At 69.5% G+C, this 14840-nt stretch carries 13 protein-coding genes and 1 pseudogene; 11 read left to right on the top strand and 3 right to left on the bottom strand.

Going from position 1 to position 14840, the window contains the following annotated elements:
- Window positions 1-11: 11 nt before the first annotated feature.
- Complete coding sequence (locus H9L17_RS04330) at window positions 12-2060, top strand: S9 family peptidase (RefSeq protein WP_187571132.1); 2049 nt, start codon at window positions 12-14, stop codon at window positions 2058-2060.
- Window positions 2035-2325 (top strand): hypothetical protein, encoded by a 291-nt coding sequence (locus tag H9L17_RS04325; RefSeq protein WP_187571131.1) that lies wholly within the window; start codon window positions 2035-2037, stop codon window positions 2323-2325. Before H9L17_RS04330 ends, H9L17_RS04325 begins: the two co-directional genes overlap by 26 nt.
- Window positions 2326-2334: 9 nt before the next feature.
- Here H9L17_RS04325 and H9L17_RS04320 read toward each other — a convergent pair whose 3' ends face one another.
- Together H9L17_RS04320 and H9L17_RS04315 are read right to left on the bottom strand one after the other, a co-directional pair.
- A complete protein-coding gene (locus tag H9L17_RS04320) occupies window positions 2335-2724 on the bottom strand; it encodes a DUF1801 domain-containing protein (RefSeq protein ID WP_187571130.1) in 390 nt (129 codons plus the stop codon).
- Window positions 2725-2786: 62 nt separating this feature from the next.
- Complete coding sequence (locus H9L17_RS04315) at window positions 2787-4853, bottom strand: 3-hydroxyacyl-CoA dehydrogenase NAD-binding domain-containing protein (RefSeq protein ID WP_187571129.1); 2067 nt, start codon at window positions 4851-4853, stop codon at window positions 2787-2789.
- A 163-nt stretch (window positions 4854-5016) separates the two neighbouring features.
- Between H9L17_RS04315 and rpoE the strand changes: the two genes are divergently transcribed.
- The 9 genes and pseudogenes from rpoE to recO form a co-directional block, all read left to right on the top strand.
- Window positions 5017-5637: an RNA polymerase sigma factor RpoE gene (gene rpoE / locus H9L17_RS04310; protein WP_187571128.1), complete on the top strand. Its 621-nt coding sequence runs from the start codon at window positions 5017-5019 to the stop codon at window positions 5635-5637.
- Between the two features lie 5 nt (window positions 5638-5642).
- Entirely contained in the window at window positions 5643-6524 is an 882-nt protein-coding gene (locus tag H9L17_RS04305; RefSeq protein ID WP_187571127.1) for a sigma-E factor negative regulatory protein, read from the top strand.
- 79 nt (window positions 6525-6603) lie between these two features.
- Window positions 6604-8169, top strand: coding sequence for a DegQ family serine endoprotease (locus tag H9L17_RS04300; protein WP_187571126.1), 1566 nt, complete (start codon window positions 6604-6606; stop codon window positions 8167-8169).
- A gap of 141 nt (window positions 8170-8310) precedes the next feature.
- Window positions 8311-10104: a translation elongation factor 4 gene (gene lepA, locus H9L17_RS04295; protein WP_187571850.1), complete on the top strand. Its 1794-nt coding sequence runs from the start codon at window positions 8311-8313 to the stop codon at window positions 10102-10104.
- Between the two features lie 180 nt (window positions 10105-10284).
- A complete protein-coding gene (gene lepB / locus H9L17_RS04290) occupies window positions 10285-11070 on the top strand; it encodes a signal peptidase I (protein WP_187571849.1) in 786 nt (261 codons plus the stop codon).
- A 40-nt stretch (window positions 11071-11110) separates the two neighbouring features.
- A complete protein-coding gene (locus tag H9L17_RS04285; protein WP_187571125.1) occupies window positions 11111-11491 on the top strand; it encodes a DUF4845 domain-containing protein in 381 nt (126 codons plus the stop codon).
- Entirely contained in the window at window positions 11475-12158 is a 684-nt protein-coding gene (gene rnc / locus H9L17_RS04280) for a ribonuclease III (protein ID WP_246455159.1), read from the top strand. Before H9L17_RS04285 ends, rnc begins: the two co-directional genes overlap by 17 nt.
- A gap of 156 nt (window positions 12159-12314) precedes the next feature.
- Window positions 12315-13235 carry a GTPase Era gene (era, locus tag H9L17_RS04275; RefSeq protein ID WP_187571124.1) on the top strand — a complete coding sequence of 307 codons (921 nt, stop codon included), beginning with the start codon at window positions 12315-12317 and terminating at the stop codon, window positions 13233-13235.
- 124 nt (window positions 13236-13359) lie between these two features.
- A pseudogene (gene recO / locus H9L17_RS04270) lies at window positions 13360-14079 on the top strand (DNA repair protein RecO); the annotation flags it as partial.
- A gap of 209 nt (window positions 14080-14288) precedes the next feature.
- On the opposite strand, the gene rnk reads toward recO, so the two are convergent.
- Window positions 14289-14717 (bottom strand): nucleoside diphosphate kinase regulator, encoded by a 429-nt coding sequence (gene rnk, locus H9L17_RS04265; protein WP_187571122.1) that lies wholly within the window; start codon window positions 14715-14717, stop codon window positions 14289-14291.
- Window positions 14718-14840 lie beyond the last annotated feature (123 nt).

The raw sequence follows: 14840 nt of genomic DNA, 5'->3' as shown, positions 1-14840 counted from the left end.
AGATCATCGAAATGACGTTCCCGAAATTGCTGGGGGCGCTGGCCTGCAGCGTCCTGTTGTGGGCGGCGACGCCTGCCCGCGCCGACGACGCGCAGGCCTTGCGCACCGCAGTCGCCGCCGCGCGCGCGCGCGCGCCGGCGCCGCAGTACCCGCGCGCCGCGTTCGAGGCCTCGCGCGCGCTGCAGTCGGTGCGGCTGTCGCCCGATGGCCGCCATGTCGCCTACCTGCGCCAGCTCGGCCAGCAACGCAGCCTGTGGCTGCTGCCGACCGCCGGCGGCGCGGCGCGGCAACTGCTGCCGCGCACCGAAGCGGAGGAGCTGTATTGGTCGCGCGATGGCCGATGGCTGTTCGCCAAGGCGAGCCGCACGCTGATGACGCTGGAGATTGGCGGTCGCGGCGGCATGCGCATCGCCCTCGACAATCCGCGCGGCATGCTGCGGGTCGATCCTTCGCAACCGGCGGCGGTGGTGCTGCGCGAGCGCGTGCGCACGCCCACCGGCGAGCGCTGGCGGGTGGTGCGCCGGGACGCGCGCGGCAAGCGCACGCTGCTGTGGGAAGACCCGCGCTTCATCCATGACGTGGCGCTGGATGCGCGCGGCCGGCTGGTGGCGCTGATGCGTTTCGATGGCGACCACGACGCGCTGTACCGGGTCGAGGGCAATGGCCGCCTGCGCGAAGCGCTGCGCTGGACCGTCATCCGCGACCAAGCCCAACTGCTGGCCGTCACCCCGCAGGGCGACCTGTTGCTGGACAGCGACGCGGGCGGCAATTTCCGCCGCGTGTTGCGGCTGGATCGCGACAACGTCCTGCACACCGTGCATGCGGATCCGCGCGGCGAAGCCGATCTCGACCAGGTGGCGCTCGATCCGGCCACGCAGCAGCCGGTGGTGGCGAGTTATCGCAGCATCGTGGCCGCGACCTACGGGATCGGCGCCGCGCAGGCGCAGGTGGCGGCGATCACCAGGCAATTCCCCGATCGCGACGTCGGCATCAGCATCGGCAATGGCCCCGGCGCCCGATGGCTGGTGTCCGAGCGCGCCGGCACCCTGCGCGATGCGCGCTGGCACCTGTACGACCCGCGCAATGGCCGTTTCCGCCGCATCCTCGAGCAGGAGGCGAAGGTCTCGCCGCCGCCGCCGGAAACAGCGCTGGCGCGCAAGCTGCCGTTCGCCTACCGCGCCTCCGACGGCATGCTCGTGCACGGGTTCCTGCTGTTGCCGCCGGGCGCCGATCCCGCGCGAGTTCCGCTGGTCGCGCAGGTGCACGGTGGCCCGATCAATCATTTCCACGCCGGCGATTACGACGGCATCGCCCAGTTGCTCGCCAATCGCGGCTATGCGGTGTTCGAGTCCAATTTCCGCGGCTCCACCGGACACGGCCGCGACTACGCGCTGTCGCCGCACGGCGACTACGGCAACGGCCGCGTGCAGCAGGACATCGTGGAAGGCGTGCGCTGGCTGCTGGCGCAGGGCATTGGCGACCCGCAGCGCGTCGGCATCGTCGGCCATTCGTTCGGCGGCTATTCGACGTTGCTCGGCGTGACCTTCGATCCGGAGTTGTTCAAGGTCGGCGTGGCCGGTGCGCCGCCTGCGGACTTCGGCTGGTCGATGCGCTGGCTGCACGAGTTCGGCAACCAGGGCGCACGGCCGGATCGTTCGCTGACGGCGCAGTTGCGCCTGCTCGGGGTCGATGTCGGCGATGCCGCGAGCTACGCGCACCTGCGTGCGCAGTCACCCCTGGCCAACGCCGGCAAGCTGCGCCGTCCCTTGTTGCTGCTCGCAGGCGGCGAGGACCGCACGGTGCCGATCCGCGAAGTGATCCATTACGCCGCGGTGCTGCGCCGCCTCGGCAAGGACGTCAGCCTGTACGTCGAAGCGGACGGCGGCCATTCGCCGACCGAACCGCTGCCGCGCGAGGCCTATGTCTACCTGATGGAAGCGATGCTGCATCGCTACCTCGGCGGCGCGAAGCCGGAACCGCCGAGCCCCGCGCTGCACGATTACCTGAAGCCGGCGTTGCGCATCGTGGACAAGGATGCCGACCTGCTGTCGAAGCGCTGATGCCCATCCGACTCGCATCACTGCTGGAGATTCGAAGCATGAAAAATCTGAGACCACCGCAATCGCGATCCTGCTGACCGCCGCGGCATTGGTCGGCGCGGCGATCGCCTGCGATACAACGCTGGTGACGATCGCGCCCGGCATGCCGGCGCAAGGCGGAGAAGCCGTCGTGGCGGTAGCGAGTCTCGACGCCGCTCTGGCCGCCATCGCCTTCGGCATCCGCGAACTGCGGCGCATGCGTCGAGGGCGGCTCACGCATGCCTGAAGGCGCGGTTCAGCGGATGCGTTCCAGCCTGCCCTTGCGCTTGACGATGTGCTTGTAGTCCCACTGGATGTCGCGTGCCTTGATCAGCCAGCGCCGCAAGGCCTCGACATCCACCTGTGCGGCAGCGGTATAGCGCGCCTCGGCCGCCTTGAAGCTGCCTTCGTTTTGCAGGCCGGCTTCGTCGAAGGATTGCCCGCTCCAGAACAGCAGGCGGATGCAGGATTTCAGCTTGCCGTAGCCCACGACCGGATTGCCGTCGAGGAACCAGACGGGATGCCGGTGCCAGACCTTGTTTTCGGCATCCGGCAATGTCTGTTCGATTTCGCGCGCCAGCAGGTCGCAGATCGCCTTGTCGTCCGGCGATTGCGCATCGTTGTAGGCCAGGGTGTCGGGATGCATGGCGGCTCCGCGGTTTCGTCGCAGCCGCCACTGTACGCCCGGAGTCCGGGCGCGGAGTCGGCTTACGCCGTCGGCTCGCGCAGCGCCGGGCTGTCCCAGCCGGCGCGCGGGGCGAAGCGCTGCCCGTATTTCGCCCGCAGCGCTTCCAGCCGCACCAGCAGCGCGTCGGCGCCGACGGCGCGGATATGCTGGATCGGGCCGCCGCGGAACGGGGCGAAGCCGGTGCCGAAGATCACGCCGGCGTCCAGCAGGTCGGCGTCGCTGACCACGCCGTCGTGCAGGCAGGCCACCGCTTCGTTGAGCAGCGGCAGGATCAGGCGGTCTTCCAGGTCATCGGGCGCAACAAAGCCCGCCGGCAGTTCCGGTTTCACCGCCTTGCCGTTCTCCCATTTGTAGATGCCCTGGCCGTCCTTCTTGCCGCGCTTGCCGGCCTCGACCGTCGCCAGCGCCGCCGGTACGTCGAGGCCCAGGAAGGGTGCAAGCTCGCGGCCGACGCTGGCGGCCACGTCCAGGCCGACGGTGTCGAGCAGTTCGATCGGCCCCATCGGCATGCCGAAGCGCGTCGCCGCCTTGTCGATGACCGGGCCGGGAATGCCTTCGGCGTAGGCGGTGGCGGCCTCCAGCATGTACGGGAACAGCACCCGGTTGACCAGGAAACCCGGCGTGCCGGCCACCGGCACCGGGAACTTGCCCAGCGCCTTGCAGAACGCGGCCAGCCGGCGTTCGGTCTCGGCGGCCATACCATCGTGGCGGATGATTTCCACCAGCGGCATCTGTGCCACCGGGTTGAAGTAGTGCAGGCCGGCGAACAAGGCCGGGCGCGCGATGTGTTCGCGCAGTTCGTCCAGCGGGATCGACGAGGTGTTGGTGGTCAGCAATGCGTCCGCCTTCATGTGCGGTTCGACCGACTGGTACAGCTCGCGCTTGGCTTCCGGATTTTCGATGATCGCTTCGATGACCAGATCGGCCTCGTTCACGCCCGCGCCGTCGAGGTCGGACTTCAGCCGCGCCGCCACCGCCGGGCGCTTGCTTTCGTCCTTCACTTTCTTCTCGAACAGTGTTTGCGCGCGTTGCAGCGCGCCGTCGATGAAGCGCTGCTCGCGGTCTTGCAGCGTCACCTCGAAGCCTTTGTAAGCGGCGAACGCGGCGATGTCGCCGCCCATCACGCCCGCGCCGACCACGTGCACGCGCGCGATGCCGGACTCGCCCTTGCCCAGCGCCTTCAGGCGTTCGGTGAGGAAGAAGATGCGGATCAGGTTGCGCGCGGTCGGCGTGCCGGCCAGCTTCACCACCGCGCGGCGTTCGGCGTCGAGGCGTGTGCGGATGCCGCCGCCGCCGCTGCGTTCCCACGTCGAAATCAACGCGTAGGGTGCGGGATAGAACGCCTTGGGCGCCTTGCGCGCGACCTGCTTGGCCATTTGCGGCGCCAGCAGCTTGCGCGCGACGAAGGTGTTGGTGAGCCAGCCCAGCGCGCGCTGCTTGAACGGCCGCACGGTGCCTTTCAGCGCCAGCGCGGCGGCGTCGTCGATCAGCTGCGCCGGCTCCACCACCTTGTCCACCAGCCCGATCGCGCGCGCGGCCTTCGCCGACAGCGCGCGGCCGGTCAGCATCATGTCCATCGCCGCCGGCGCGCCGACGAGGCGCGGCAGGCGCGCGCTGCCGCCCCAGCCGGGGAAGATGCCGAGCTGGGTTTCCGGCAGACCGATCCGGGTGGAGACGTCGCTGCTGGCGACGCGGTAGCGGCAGGCCAGCGAAATCTCGGTGCCGCCGCCCATGCAGAAGCCGTGGATCGCCGCGGCCGTGGGGCAGGGCAGCGTCGCCAGCGTCTGGAAGGTGTCCTGGCCGCGGCGGATCGCGTCGTTGACGGTGCCGCGGCGGTCGAACTCCTGGAACTCCTTCAGGTCGGCCCCGGCGATGAAGCCGCTGCTCTTGCCGGAGGCGATCACCAGCGCCTTCGGCGGTTCGATGGCGATGCGCTCCAGCGCCTCGCCCAGCTCGATCAGCGCGTCCTGCGAGAACGCGTTGACCGGCGCGTCGGCGCGATCGAAGTACAGCACCAGCACGCCGTCGTCGCGGCGCTCGGGCGTCCAGTGGCGAAGGCGGAGTCCGTCGAAACCGTTTGCGGCCATGGGGTTGCCATCCGAACCTGGGGAAGCGGCTATCGTAGCCCGCGAAAACTTGAATACTTGTCTAAACGCCTTCACCTCATCCGGGTGTCGCGGAACTTTCCCGGCGTATTCCTGTCACACCCGCCCGGAAGCGACCGGGCCCAACCTGCGAGGCGCGGCGCAAATGGCGGAGGATCGGGTGTCGGAAGCGCTGGATCAGGATCTGGTGGCGCGGGTGCAGCGCGGCGACGGCGCCGCGTTCGACCTGCTGGTGCGCAAGTACCAGCACCGCGTCGCCGCGGTGATCTCGCGCTACGTCCACGACTGGGCGGAAGTGCAGGACGTGGCCCAGGACACCTTCATCCGCGCCTACCGCGCCATCGGCGGGTTCCGCGGCGACGCGCAGTTCTCCACCTGGCTGCACCGGATCGCGGTGAACACCGCCAAGAACCATCTGGCCTCGCACAACCGCCGCCCGCCCGGCGAGGACATCGAGATCGAGGACGCCGAGCAGTTCGAATCCGGCCTGCGCCTGCGCGACAACGACACGCCGGAGCGCGAGCTGATGCGCCAGCAGCTGGAACAAACCGTGCTGTCCGCGGTCGAAGAACTGCCGCAGGACCTGCGCGACGCGATCACCCTCCGCGAAGTGGAGGGCATGAGTTACGAAGAGATCGCAGAACGCATGGGCTGCCCGATCGGGACGGTGCGTTCGCGCATCTTCCGCGCGCGCGAGGCGATCGACGCCCGCATGCGGCCCCTGCTGGACCACGACCCCTTGCCGAAGCGCTCGTACGCATCATGACGCCGATGACTACCGATACCGACCGCCACTGCATCGACCTCACCCAGCTCAGCAGCCGCGAGCAGCTCTCGGCGCTGATGGACGGCGCATTGCCGGAGGACCAGACCCGGTTCCTGCTGCGCCGCCTGCAGCACGACGCGCCGCTGGCCGGCTGCTGGGAGCGCTGGCGCATCGCCGGCGACGCGATGCGCGGGCTGGCCCCGGCGCATCGCCTGCCCAACGATTTCGCCGAGCGCGTCGCCGCGGCGCTGCACGGCGAAAGCGTCGCCGCGCCGCAGCCCGCCGCGCGTCGTCCCGCCTGGCTGCGCTGGGGCGGCGGCGCCGCGATGGCCGCCGCGCTCGCGGTGGTGGCGCTGATGGCGCGCCCGCAACTGGAACGCCCGCAATCGCCGCAGGGCGATGCCGCGCCGGCCGTGCAACTGGCGGCGAATCCGCCGTCCTCGCCCGCTTCACCGAAAGCGCCGCAGCCGCAACCCTCCGCGCCGCTGGCCGAAGCGCCGGCCATGCTGGCCGCCGCGGTGGCGGTCGCCGCCAAGCCGGTGCGCCGGACGCCGGCGCGCTCCGCACGGCCCGCCGCCGCACCGGCAGCCGCGCCAGAACTCGTCGCCGAGCAACAACGCACGCCCGCGGTGGAGCTGCACGTCGATCCGCCGGCATCCGAAATCGTCACCCGCCCGTGGCCGCGTTCGATCCTGTCGCAGTACGGCGGCAGCAGCGGCCTGACCGTGGGCTTCGGCGAACATCTGCCGCGCGCCGCCGACAACCCGTTCGCGCCGCCGGTGTTCGGCGCGCCGCCGACGCTGTCGTCCGGGCGCAAGCCGACGCAGGCGGACGCCGCGCCGCCCGCGCAGGGCGAAGCCTCCGCCGAGGCGCAGCCGCAGCCCTAAGCCGGGCCGGCGCGCCTGGCGCGCCCCCCTTCCCGAATTTGTTCCGCAGTCCCGTCCACGCGAAGAGGATGTAGTCCCCATGCCTGCCAACCGCCTTTCCTTCCTGCGTCCCCTGCTGCTGACGACGGCGCTGGCCGTGGCCGGCGTCGGCGCCTGCAGCGGGCAGACCCCCGCCAACGCGCAGACCCCATTGGCGACGCAGCCCGCCACGCCCGCGCCCGAGCTGGTGGTGGGCCTGCCGGACTTCACCCGGCTGGTGGACCAGGTCGGCCCGGCGGTGGTCAGCGTGCAGGCCGAGATCGGCAGCAAGCCGCAGCCCGCCGCGCAGGCGCGCCGCGACCAGCAGATGCCGGACGACGATCAAGGCGAGGGCGACGACGAGATCCCCGAGTTCTTCCGCCGCTTCTTCGGCCCGGGCATGACCCCGATGCCGGGCATGCCCGGCATGCCCAACGCGCGCCCGCGCGGCACCTCGCTGGGCACCGGCTTCATCATTTCGCCCGACGGCTACGTGCTGACCAACCACCACGTGATCGACGGCGCCGACACCGTGCGCATCAAGCTGTCCGACCGCCGCGAGTTCACCGCCAAGGTGGTGGGCAGCGACGAGGCGTCCGACGTCGCCCTGCTCAAGATCGCCGCGACCGGCCTGCCGACCCTGCGCGTCGGCGATTCCAAGACGCTGAAGCCCGGCCAGTGGGTGGTGGCGATCGGCTCGCCGTTCGGGCTCGACCATTCGGTCACCGCCGGCATCGTCAGCGCGGTGGGCCGCGCCAACCCGGCCGCCGACCAGCGCTACGTGCCGTTCATCCAGACCGACGTGGCGATCAACCGCGGCAATTCCGGCGGCCCGCTGCTGGACACGCGCGGCCAGGTGGTCGGCATCAATTCGCAGATCTTCAGCAATTCCGGCGGCTACATGGGCGTCAGCTTCGCCATCCCGATCGACGTGGCGATGAGCGCGGTGCAGCAGCTCAAGGCGACCGGCAAGGTGACGCGCGGGCAGCTCGGCATCGTGATGCAGCCGATGCAGCGCGACGATGCCCGTGCGCTGAACCTGCCGGACGCGCGCGGCGCGCTGGTGCAGGAAGTCGTCGCGGGCGGCCCGGCCGAAAAGGCGGGCGTGCAGCGCCTCGACGTGATCCGCAGCGTCAACGGCCAGGCCATCAACGAATACAGCGACCTGCCGCCGATCATCGGTGCGATGGCGCCCGGTTCGAAGGTCACGATGGACGTGATCCGCGACGGCAAGCCGCGCACCCTGACCGCCACGCTGACCGCGCTGGATGAGGACGCCGTCGCGTCGGCCGGCGGCGCCGCGCCGCGCGACAGCGAGAAGCCCGCCGCTCCCGCGCAGGCCAACGCGCTGGGCATTGTCGGCCAGGATTTGACCGCGCAGCAGCGCAGCCGCCTGGGCCTGCAGCCAGGCGAAGGCGTGCTGATCGCCCGCATCGACGGGCAGGCCGCGCGCGAGGCCGAACTGCGGCCGGGCGACGTGATTTTGGCCGTGGGCCGCAACGACGTCGGCAGCGCCGCGGCGCTGAACGCCCAGCTCAAGGCGGCCGGCACCGGCAAGCCGGTGATGCTGCTGGTGCGGCGCGGCGGCGGCACTCGCTACGTCACGGTCAACCCGGCGGAAGGCTGATCCGCCGGGCCGCCCCGGTGACGCCCGCGCCCCGGCAAGGCGCGGGCGGGGCTGTGCGATAATGAACGGCTCACTTCACGACAGGCTGCGCTCCCGCCGCCGTCGCCGCCCACAGCACGGTCCCCCATGCAGCACGACGCGATGCGGTTCATCCGCAACTTCTCCATCATCGCCCACGTCGACCACGGCAAGTCGACCCTCGCCGACCGCATCATCCAGCTTTGCGGCGGGCTGCAGGCGCGCGAGATGGAAGCGCAGGTGCTCGACTCCAACCCGATCGAGCGCGAGCGCGGCATCACCATCAAGGCGCAGTCCGTTTCCCTGCCGTACAAGGCGAAGGACGGCAATACCTACTTCCTGAACTTCATCGACACCCCCGGCCACGTCGACTTCAGCTACGAAGTCAGCCGCTCGCTGGCCGCCTGCGAGGGCGCGCTGCTGGTGGTCGATGCCGCGCAGGGCGTGGAGGCGCAGTCCGTCGCCAATTGCTACACCGCGGTGGAGCAGGGCCTGGAAGTGGTGCCGGTGCTGAACAAGATCGACCTGCCGACCGCCGACATCGACAAGGTGAAGGAGGAGATCGAGGCCGTCATCGGCATCGACGCCGCCGACGCGGTGGCGATCTCCGCCAAGACCGGATTGAACGTCGGCGACGTGCTGGAAGCCATCGTCCAGCGCATCCCGCCGCCGCGGCCGCGCGACACCGACAAGCTGCAGGCGCTGATCATCGATTCGTGGTTCGACAACTACCTCGGCGTGGTCTCGCTGGTGCGCGTGATGCAGGGCGAGCTGAAGCCCGGCGACAAGATGCTGGTGATGAGCACCGGCCGCACCCACCAGGTCGATGCGGTCGGCGTGTTCACGCCCAAGCGCAAGGTGCTGCCGGTGCTGCGCGCCGGCGAAGTGGGCTGGATCACCGCCTCGATCAAGGACGTGCACGGCGCGCCGGTGGGCGACACGCTCACCCTGGCCGGCGATCCCGCACCCAAGCCGCTGCCCGGCTTCCAGGAAATGCAGCCGCGCGTGTTCGCCGGCCTGTTCCCAGTCGACGCCGAGGACTACCCGGCGCTGCGCGAGGCGCTGGACAAGCTGCGCCTGAACGACGCCGCGCTGCGCTTCGAGCCCGAAAGCTCGGAGGCGATGGGCTTCGGCTTCCGCTGCGGCTTCCTCGGCATGCTGCACATGGAGATCGTGCAGGAGCGGCTGGAGCGCGAGTACGACCTCAACCTCATCAGCACCGCGCCGACGGTGATCTACGAGGTGCTCAAGACCGACGGCAGCACCGTGCCGATGGACAACCCGGCCAAACTGCCGCCGATCAATCAGGTGCAGGAGATCCGCGAGCCGATCATCCGCGCCAACATCCTCACGCCCGAAGCCTACATCGGCAACATCATCAAGCTGTGCGAGGAAAAGCGCGGCGTGCAGATCGGCATCACCTACATGGCCAGCCAGGTGCAGATCAGCTACGAGCTGCCGATGGCCGAGGTGGTGCTGGACTTCTTCGACAAGCTGAAGTCGGTGAGCCGCGGCTACGCCTCGCTGGACTACCACTTCCTGCGCTTCGACGCCGGCCCGTTCGTGCGCGTGGACACGCTGATCAACGGCGACCGCGTCGATGCGCTGTCGATCATCGTGCACCGCTCGCACGCGGATCGACGCGGCCGCGAACTGACCGAGAAGATGAAGGACCTGATTCCCCGGCAGATGTTCGACGTGGCGATCCAGGCCGCGATCGGCGCGCAGATCATCGCCCGCACCACGGTCAAGGCGCTGCGCAAGAACGTGCTGGCGAAGTGCTACGGCGGCGACGCCACGCGCAAGAAGAAGCTGCTGGAGAAGCAGAAGGAAGGCAAGAAGCGGATGAAGCAGGTCGGCCGGGTGGAAATCCCGCAGGAGGCCTTCCTCGCCGTGTTGCAGGTGGACAGCAAGTAATCGCTTTTCCTTCCTCCGCTGAGCGGGGGAGGCGTGCTTTTGATTTTCCTTCTCCCTTCGGGAGAAGGTGCCCGAAGGGCGGATGAGGGTACGCCGCAGCGGTGCGGCAACACTCTCGCGCCGAACCCTCACCCCAACCCCTCTCCCGGAGGGAGAGGGGGTCAAAGGAGACATCGCATGATGGTGTGGTTCGAAACGATCCTGGTCCTGCTGACCGCGCTGAGCGGCCTGGTCTGGCTGCTGGACAAGCTGTTCCTGGCCAAGCGCCGCGCCGCCGCCGCCGGCCCGCTGGACGAGGCCAAGGAGCCGCTGCTCGTCGACTACTCCAAGGCGTTCTTCCCGGTGCTGGCGCTGGTGCTGGGCCTGCGCAGCTTCGTCGCCGAGCCGTTCCGGATTCCCTCCAGTTCGATGATGCCGACCCTGCTGATCGGCGACTTCATCCTGGTCAACAAGTTCGCCTACGGCCTGCGGCTGCCGATCAACAACCGCAAGTTCGTGGAGATCGGCGAGCCGGCGCGCGGCGACGTGGTGGTGTTCCGCCCGCCGCACCACCCGCGCGAGGACTGGATCAAGCGGGTGATCGGCGTGCCCGGCGACCGCATCGGCTACCACGACCACAAGGTCAGCGTGAACGGGCAGGTGCTGCCGTACCGGGTGGAGGGCGTCTATACCGGGGTGGGGCAGGGCATCGGCGAGACCGGCGACACCCGGCTGACCGAGGGCCTGCCCGGCCGCCCGCATTTCGTGCTGGAGCGCGAGTTCAGCGTCGCCGATGGTGACTGGACGGTGCCGGCGGGGCATTATTTCGTGATGGGCGACAACCGCGGCAACAGCGAGGACAGCCGGTTCTGGGGGTTCCTGCCGGAAGCCAACCTGCGCGGCAAGGCGTTCATGGTGTGGATGAACTTCGACACCAGCGCCGACCGCTGGGTGGACGTTTCCCGCATCGGAACGCGTATTCCTTGACAGAGATGGTCCGGCGGTTCAACCAAGAGGGGATGCACGAATGAAGCAGACGCAACGCGGCATGACCATGCTGGGATTCCTGATGGTGCTGTGCCTTGGCATTTTCTTCGCCTTCTGCGCGATGAAGATCGTGCCGATGTACATCGAGTACTACTCGGTCAAGAAGATGCTGGCCACGATCTCGAAGAATCCCGAGGCAGCCAATGGCTCCAAGGAGAAGATCCGCGACTTGTTCCGCAGGGGTCTCGAGATCGACTACGTCAAGGTCATTAAGCCGGACATGCTGAAGATCGAGTCCACCGACGGCGGGATGAAGATGATCGTGGACTACGAACGCCGCGAAAACCTGATGGCGAATCTGGACGTGGTCGGCAAGTTCCACGCCGAACAGGTGATGGCGCGCGGTGCCGGGGGGTACTGAGCCGACGCTGCGCGCGTTCGCCGGTCACGCGTTCGCGGAACCGGCGCTGCTGGCGCAGGCGCTGACCCACCGCAGCGCCGGCAGCCCGCACAACGAACGGCTCGAATTCCTCGGCGACGCGCTGGTCAACCAGTTCGTCGCCGAGGCGCTGTACCGGTACTGGCCGAAGGCCGACGAAGGCGCGCTGACCCGCGCCCGCGCCGAGCTGGTGCGCGAATCCGCGCTGGCCGGCATCGCACGCACCCTCGACATCGGCCCGAAGCTGGTGCTCGGACCGGGCGAGATGAAGACCGGCGGCCATCGCCGCGATTCGATCCTGGCCGACGCGGTGGAGGCGGTGGTGGCGGCGATCTACCTGGACGCCGGCTTCGAGCGCTGTCGCGAGGTGGTGCTGCCGTGGTTCGATACGATGATCGCGGCGCTGCCGCCGCCGAACAAGGTCGGCAAGGACGCCAAGACCCGCCTGCAGGAATGGCTGCAGGGCCGCCAGCGGCCGTTGCCGGTGTACGCGCTGCTGTCGGAAGGCGGCGAGGACCACGCGCGGATCTTCCGCGTGTCCTGCACCCTGGCCGAACCTGCGCATGCCACCGAAGGCGAGGGCAGCTCGCGTCGCGCCGCCGAGCAGGCCGCCGCCGGCGCGATGCTGGAAAAGCTCGACGCCATGTAAGCCCTGTGCCGCAAGCGCCTGTTGACGCGGATTGACGCGGAAAAGGCGGATCAGGTGTTGGAAATCAGATGTTCTCCGCGTCAATCCGCGTCAAATGCTTCTACAGAGCGGGATCGGTCGGCGCCGGTGGGCGAGCCCGGCCTCTACAATAGCCGGATGAACGCATCTTCCCGCAGCGGCGCGGTGGCCGTGATCGGCCGCCCCAACGTCGGCAAATCCACCTTGGTCAACGCCCTGGTCGGCGCCAAGGTCAGCATCACCTCCAACCGCCCGCAGACCACGCGGCACCGCCTGCTCGGCATCGCCACCTTCCCCGGCGGCCAGCTGCAGCTGGTGGACACGCCCGGCATCCACGGCGAGCAGGGCAAGCGCTCCGGCAAGGCGATGAACCGGATGATGAACCGCGCGGCGCGCGGCGCGCTGGAAGGCGTGGACGCGGCGCTGCTGGTGATCGAGGCCGGACGCTGGGACAACGAGGACGGGCTGGCCTTCGACGCCCTGCGCGACGCCGGACTGCCGGTGGTGCTGGTGGTCAACCAGGTGGACAAGGTCAAGGACAAGACCGCGCTGCTGCCGTTCATCGCCAAGGTGACGGACGGCCGCGAGTTCGCCGCCGTGGTGCCGCTGTCCGCGCTCAAGCGCAGCGGGCTGGAGCCGCTGGTGGCGACGCTGCTGGACCTGATGCCGGAGGCCGCGCCGATGTACGGCGAGGACGAGATCACCGACAAGAGCCAGCGCTTTCTGGCCGGCGAGATGATCCGCGAGCAGCTGATGCGTCAGCTCGGCGCCGAGCTGCCTTACGCCACCACGGTGGAGGTGGAGAAGTTCGAGGAGGAGCCCTCGCCGCAGGCCGGCGTGATGTACCGCATCGACGCGGTGATCTGGGTCGAGCGCGACAGCCAGAAGGCCATCGTCATCGGCAAGGGCGGCGAGCGCCTGCGCGAGATCGGCAAGCGCGCCCGCGAGCAGATGGAGCGGCTGTTCGACGCCAAGGTGTTCCTGCAGACCTGGGTGCGCGTGCGCGAAGGCTGGAGCGACGACGAAGCGGCGCTGCGCGCGCTCGGCTACCACGACTGAGGTTTTCTCCCTCCCTTGCGAAGCGGGGGAGGTCCGGGGAGGGGTGCTCTTGCTCTTGCCAGAATCGGAAAAGCAGCCTCTCCCGACGTTCTCCTGCGCGCCGCGCCCGGGAAGGATTTGATCCGTGCGCTTCGTCGCCGAACCCGCCTTCGTCCTGCACGCGCGTCCCTGGCGGGAAACCAGCCTGCTGGTGGAAGTGCTGAGCGCCGAATACGGCCGCGTCGGACTGGTGGCGCGCGGCGTGCAGGGCCCGAAGCGGCATCTGCTGCGCGCCGCGCTGCAACCGTTGCAGTCGATCCGCTTCGACGCCGTGCAGAAGGGCGAACTGGCCCAGCTCGCCGCCGCCGAGGCTGCGGACGCCGCGCCGCTGCTGCACGGCGACGCCGCGCTGGCTGTGTTCTACATCAACGAACTGTGCCTGCGGCTGGCCCCGCGGCTGGCCCCGCAGCCCGAGCTGCACGCCGCCTACGCGCAGGTGCGCGAACGCCTGCGCGCGGGCGGGACGCTGGCGTGGACGCTGCGCCGGTTCGAGCGCGACCTGCTGGAGGCGCTGGGCTTCGGCCTGGATTTTTCGACCGAAGGCGGCGAACGCGACGTCGACCCCGCGGCGCGCTATCGGCTCGACCCGGAAGAGGGCCCGCGCCGTCTGCTCAGCGAGCGCGCCGGCGACCGCCGCGACGCGGCGACCGGCCGCGCGCTGCTGGCGCTGTCCGCCGACGCGCAGCCGGAAAGCGAGGACCTGTCCAGCCTGCGCTTGCCGCTGCGCGCGGTGCTGCTGCATCACTTGGGTGGGCGCGGATTGAAGTCGTGGGAAATGCTGGGCGAGCTTGGGCGCCTGGGCGCGCCGAACGGGGGCGGTGACGAAGTGGATGGGCGAAGCGTCGTCACGGATTGCCGTTATTCCCGCGAAGGCGGGAATCCAGCTCTTTATTCATGTGCAGAGATCGAAAGCTGGATTCCCGCCTTCGCGGGAATGACGAGTAAAAAGCACGCCCGCGGCAAAGCGACGAAGCGAGGAAATGCAGGCGGTGCCATGATCGCACGCATCTCGAATCAGCGGTGCAACTCGCCCGCCGCTTCCGGCTGGTAGCGGATCGACAGCACGTGCAGGCGCGCGCTGCGCCCGCCCGGCATCGGCCAGTCGATGCTGCTGCCCGCGCGCAGGCCGAGCAGGGCGCTGCCGACCGGGGCCAGGATCGACACCTTGTCGCTGCCGCCATCGGCGTCGCGCGGATACACCAAGGTCAGCTCGTGCTCGTGTTCGCTCTGGCCGTCGACCACCTTCACCAGCGCGGTGGAGTTCATGGTGATGACGTCGTCCGGCACGTCGCCGGGTTCGACCAGCTCGGCGCGCTCCAGCTCCTCGCGCAGGGCCTCGGTGTTCAGGCCGCGGTACTGCGGACGCTCCAGCAGGTCCTCGATCCGCTCCACGTCCACGCGGGACAGCAGCAGGGCGGGACGTTCACGGCTGGCGGTGTTCATTTCGGCAAGGCTCCTGCAAAGCAATGCGGGCGGCGCGGCTGGCGCGTCGCCCGCGGGTGTTCTGGAAGTGGGGGAACATTAGCCCCGAATCGCCGGGGCGGCAACCGCAGCGGCGCGACCGTT

Source organism: Thermomonas brevis (assembly GCF_014395425.1).
Taxonomy (GTDB): domain Bacteria; phylum Pseudomonadota; class Gammaproteobacteria; order Xanthomonadales; family Xanthomonadaceae; genus Thermomonas; species Thermomonas brevis.
Note: the sequence above shows the minus strand (reverse complement) of the source record. Positions and strands in the feature narration are given on the sequence as shown.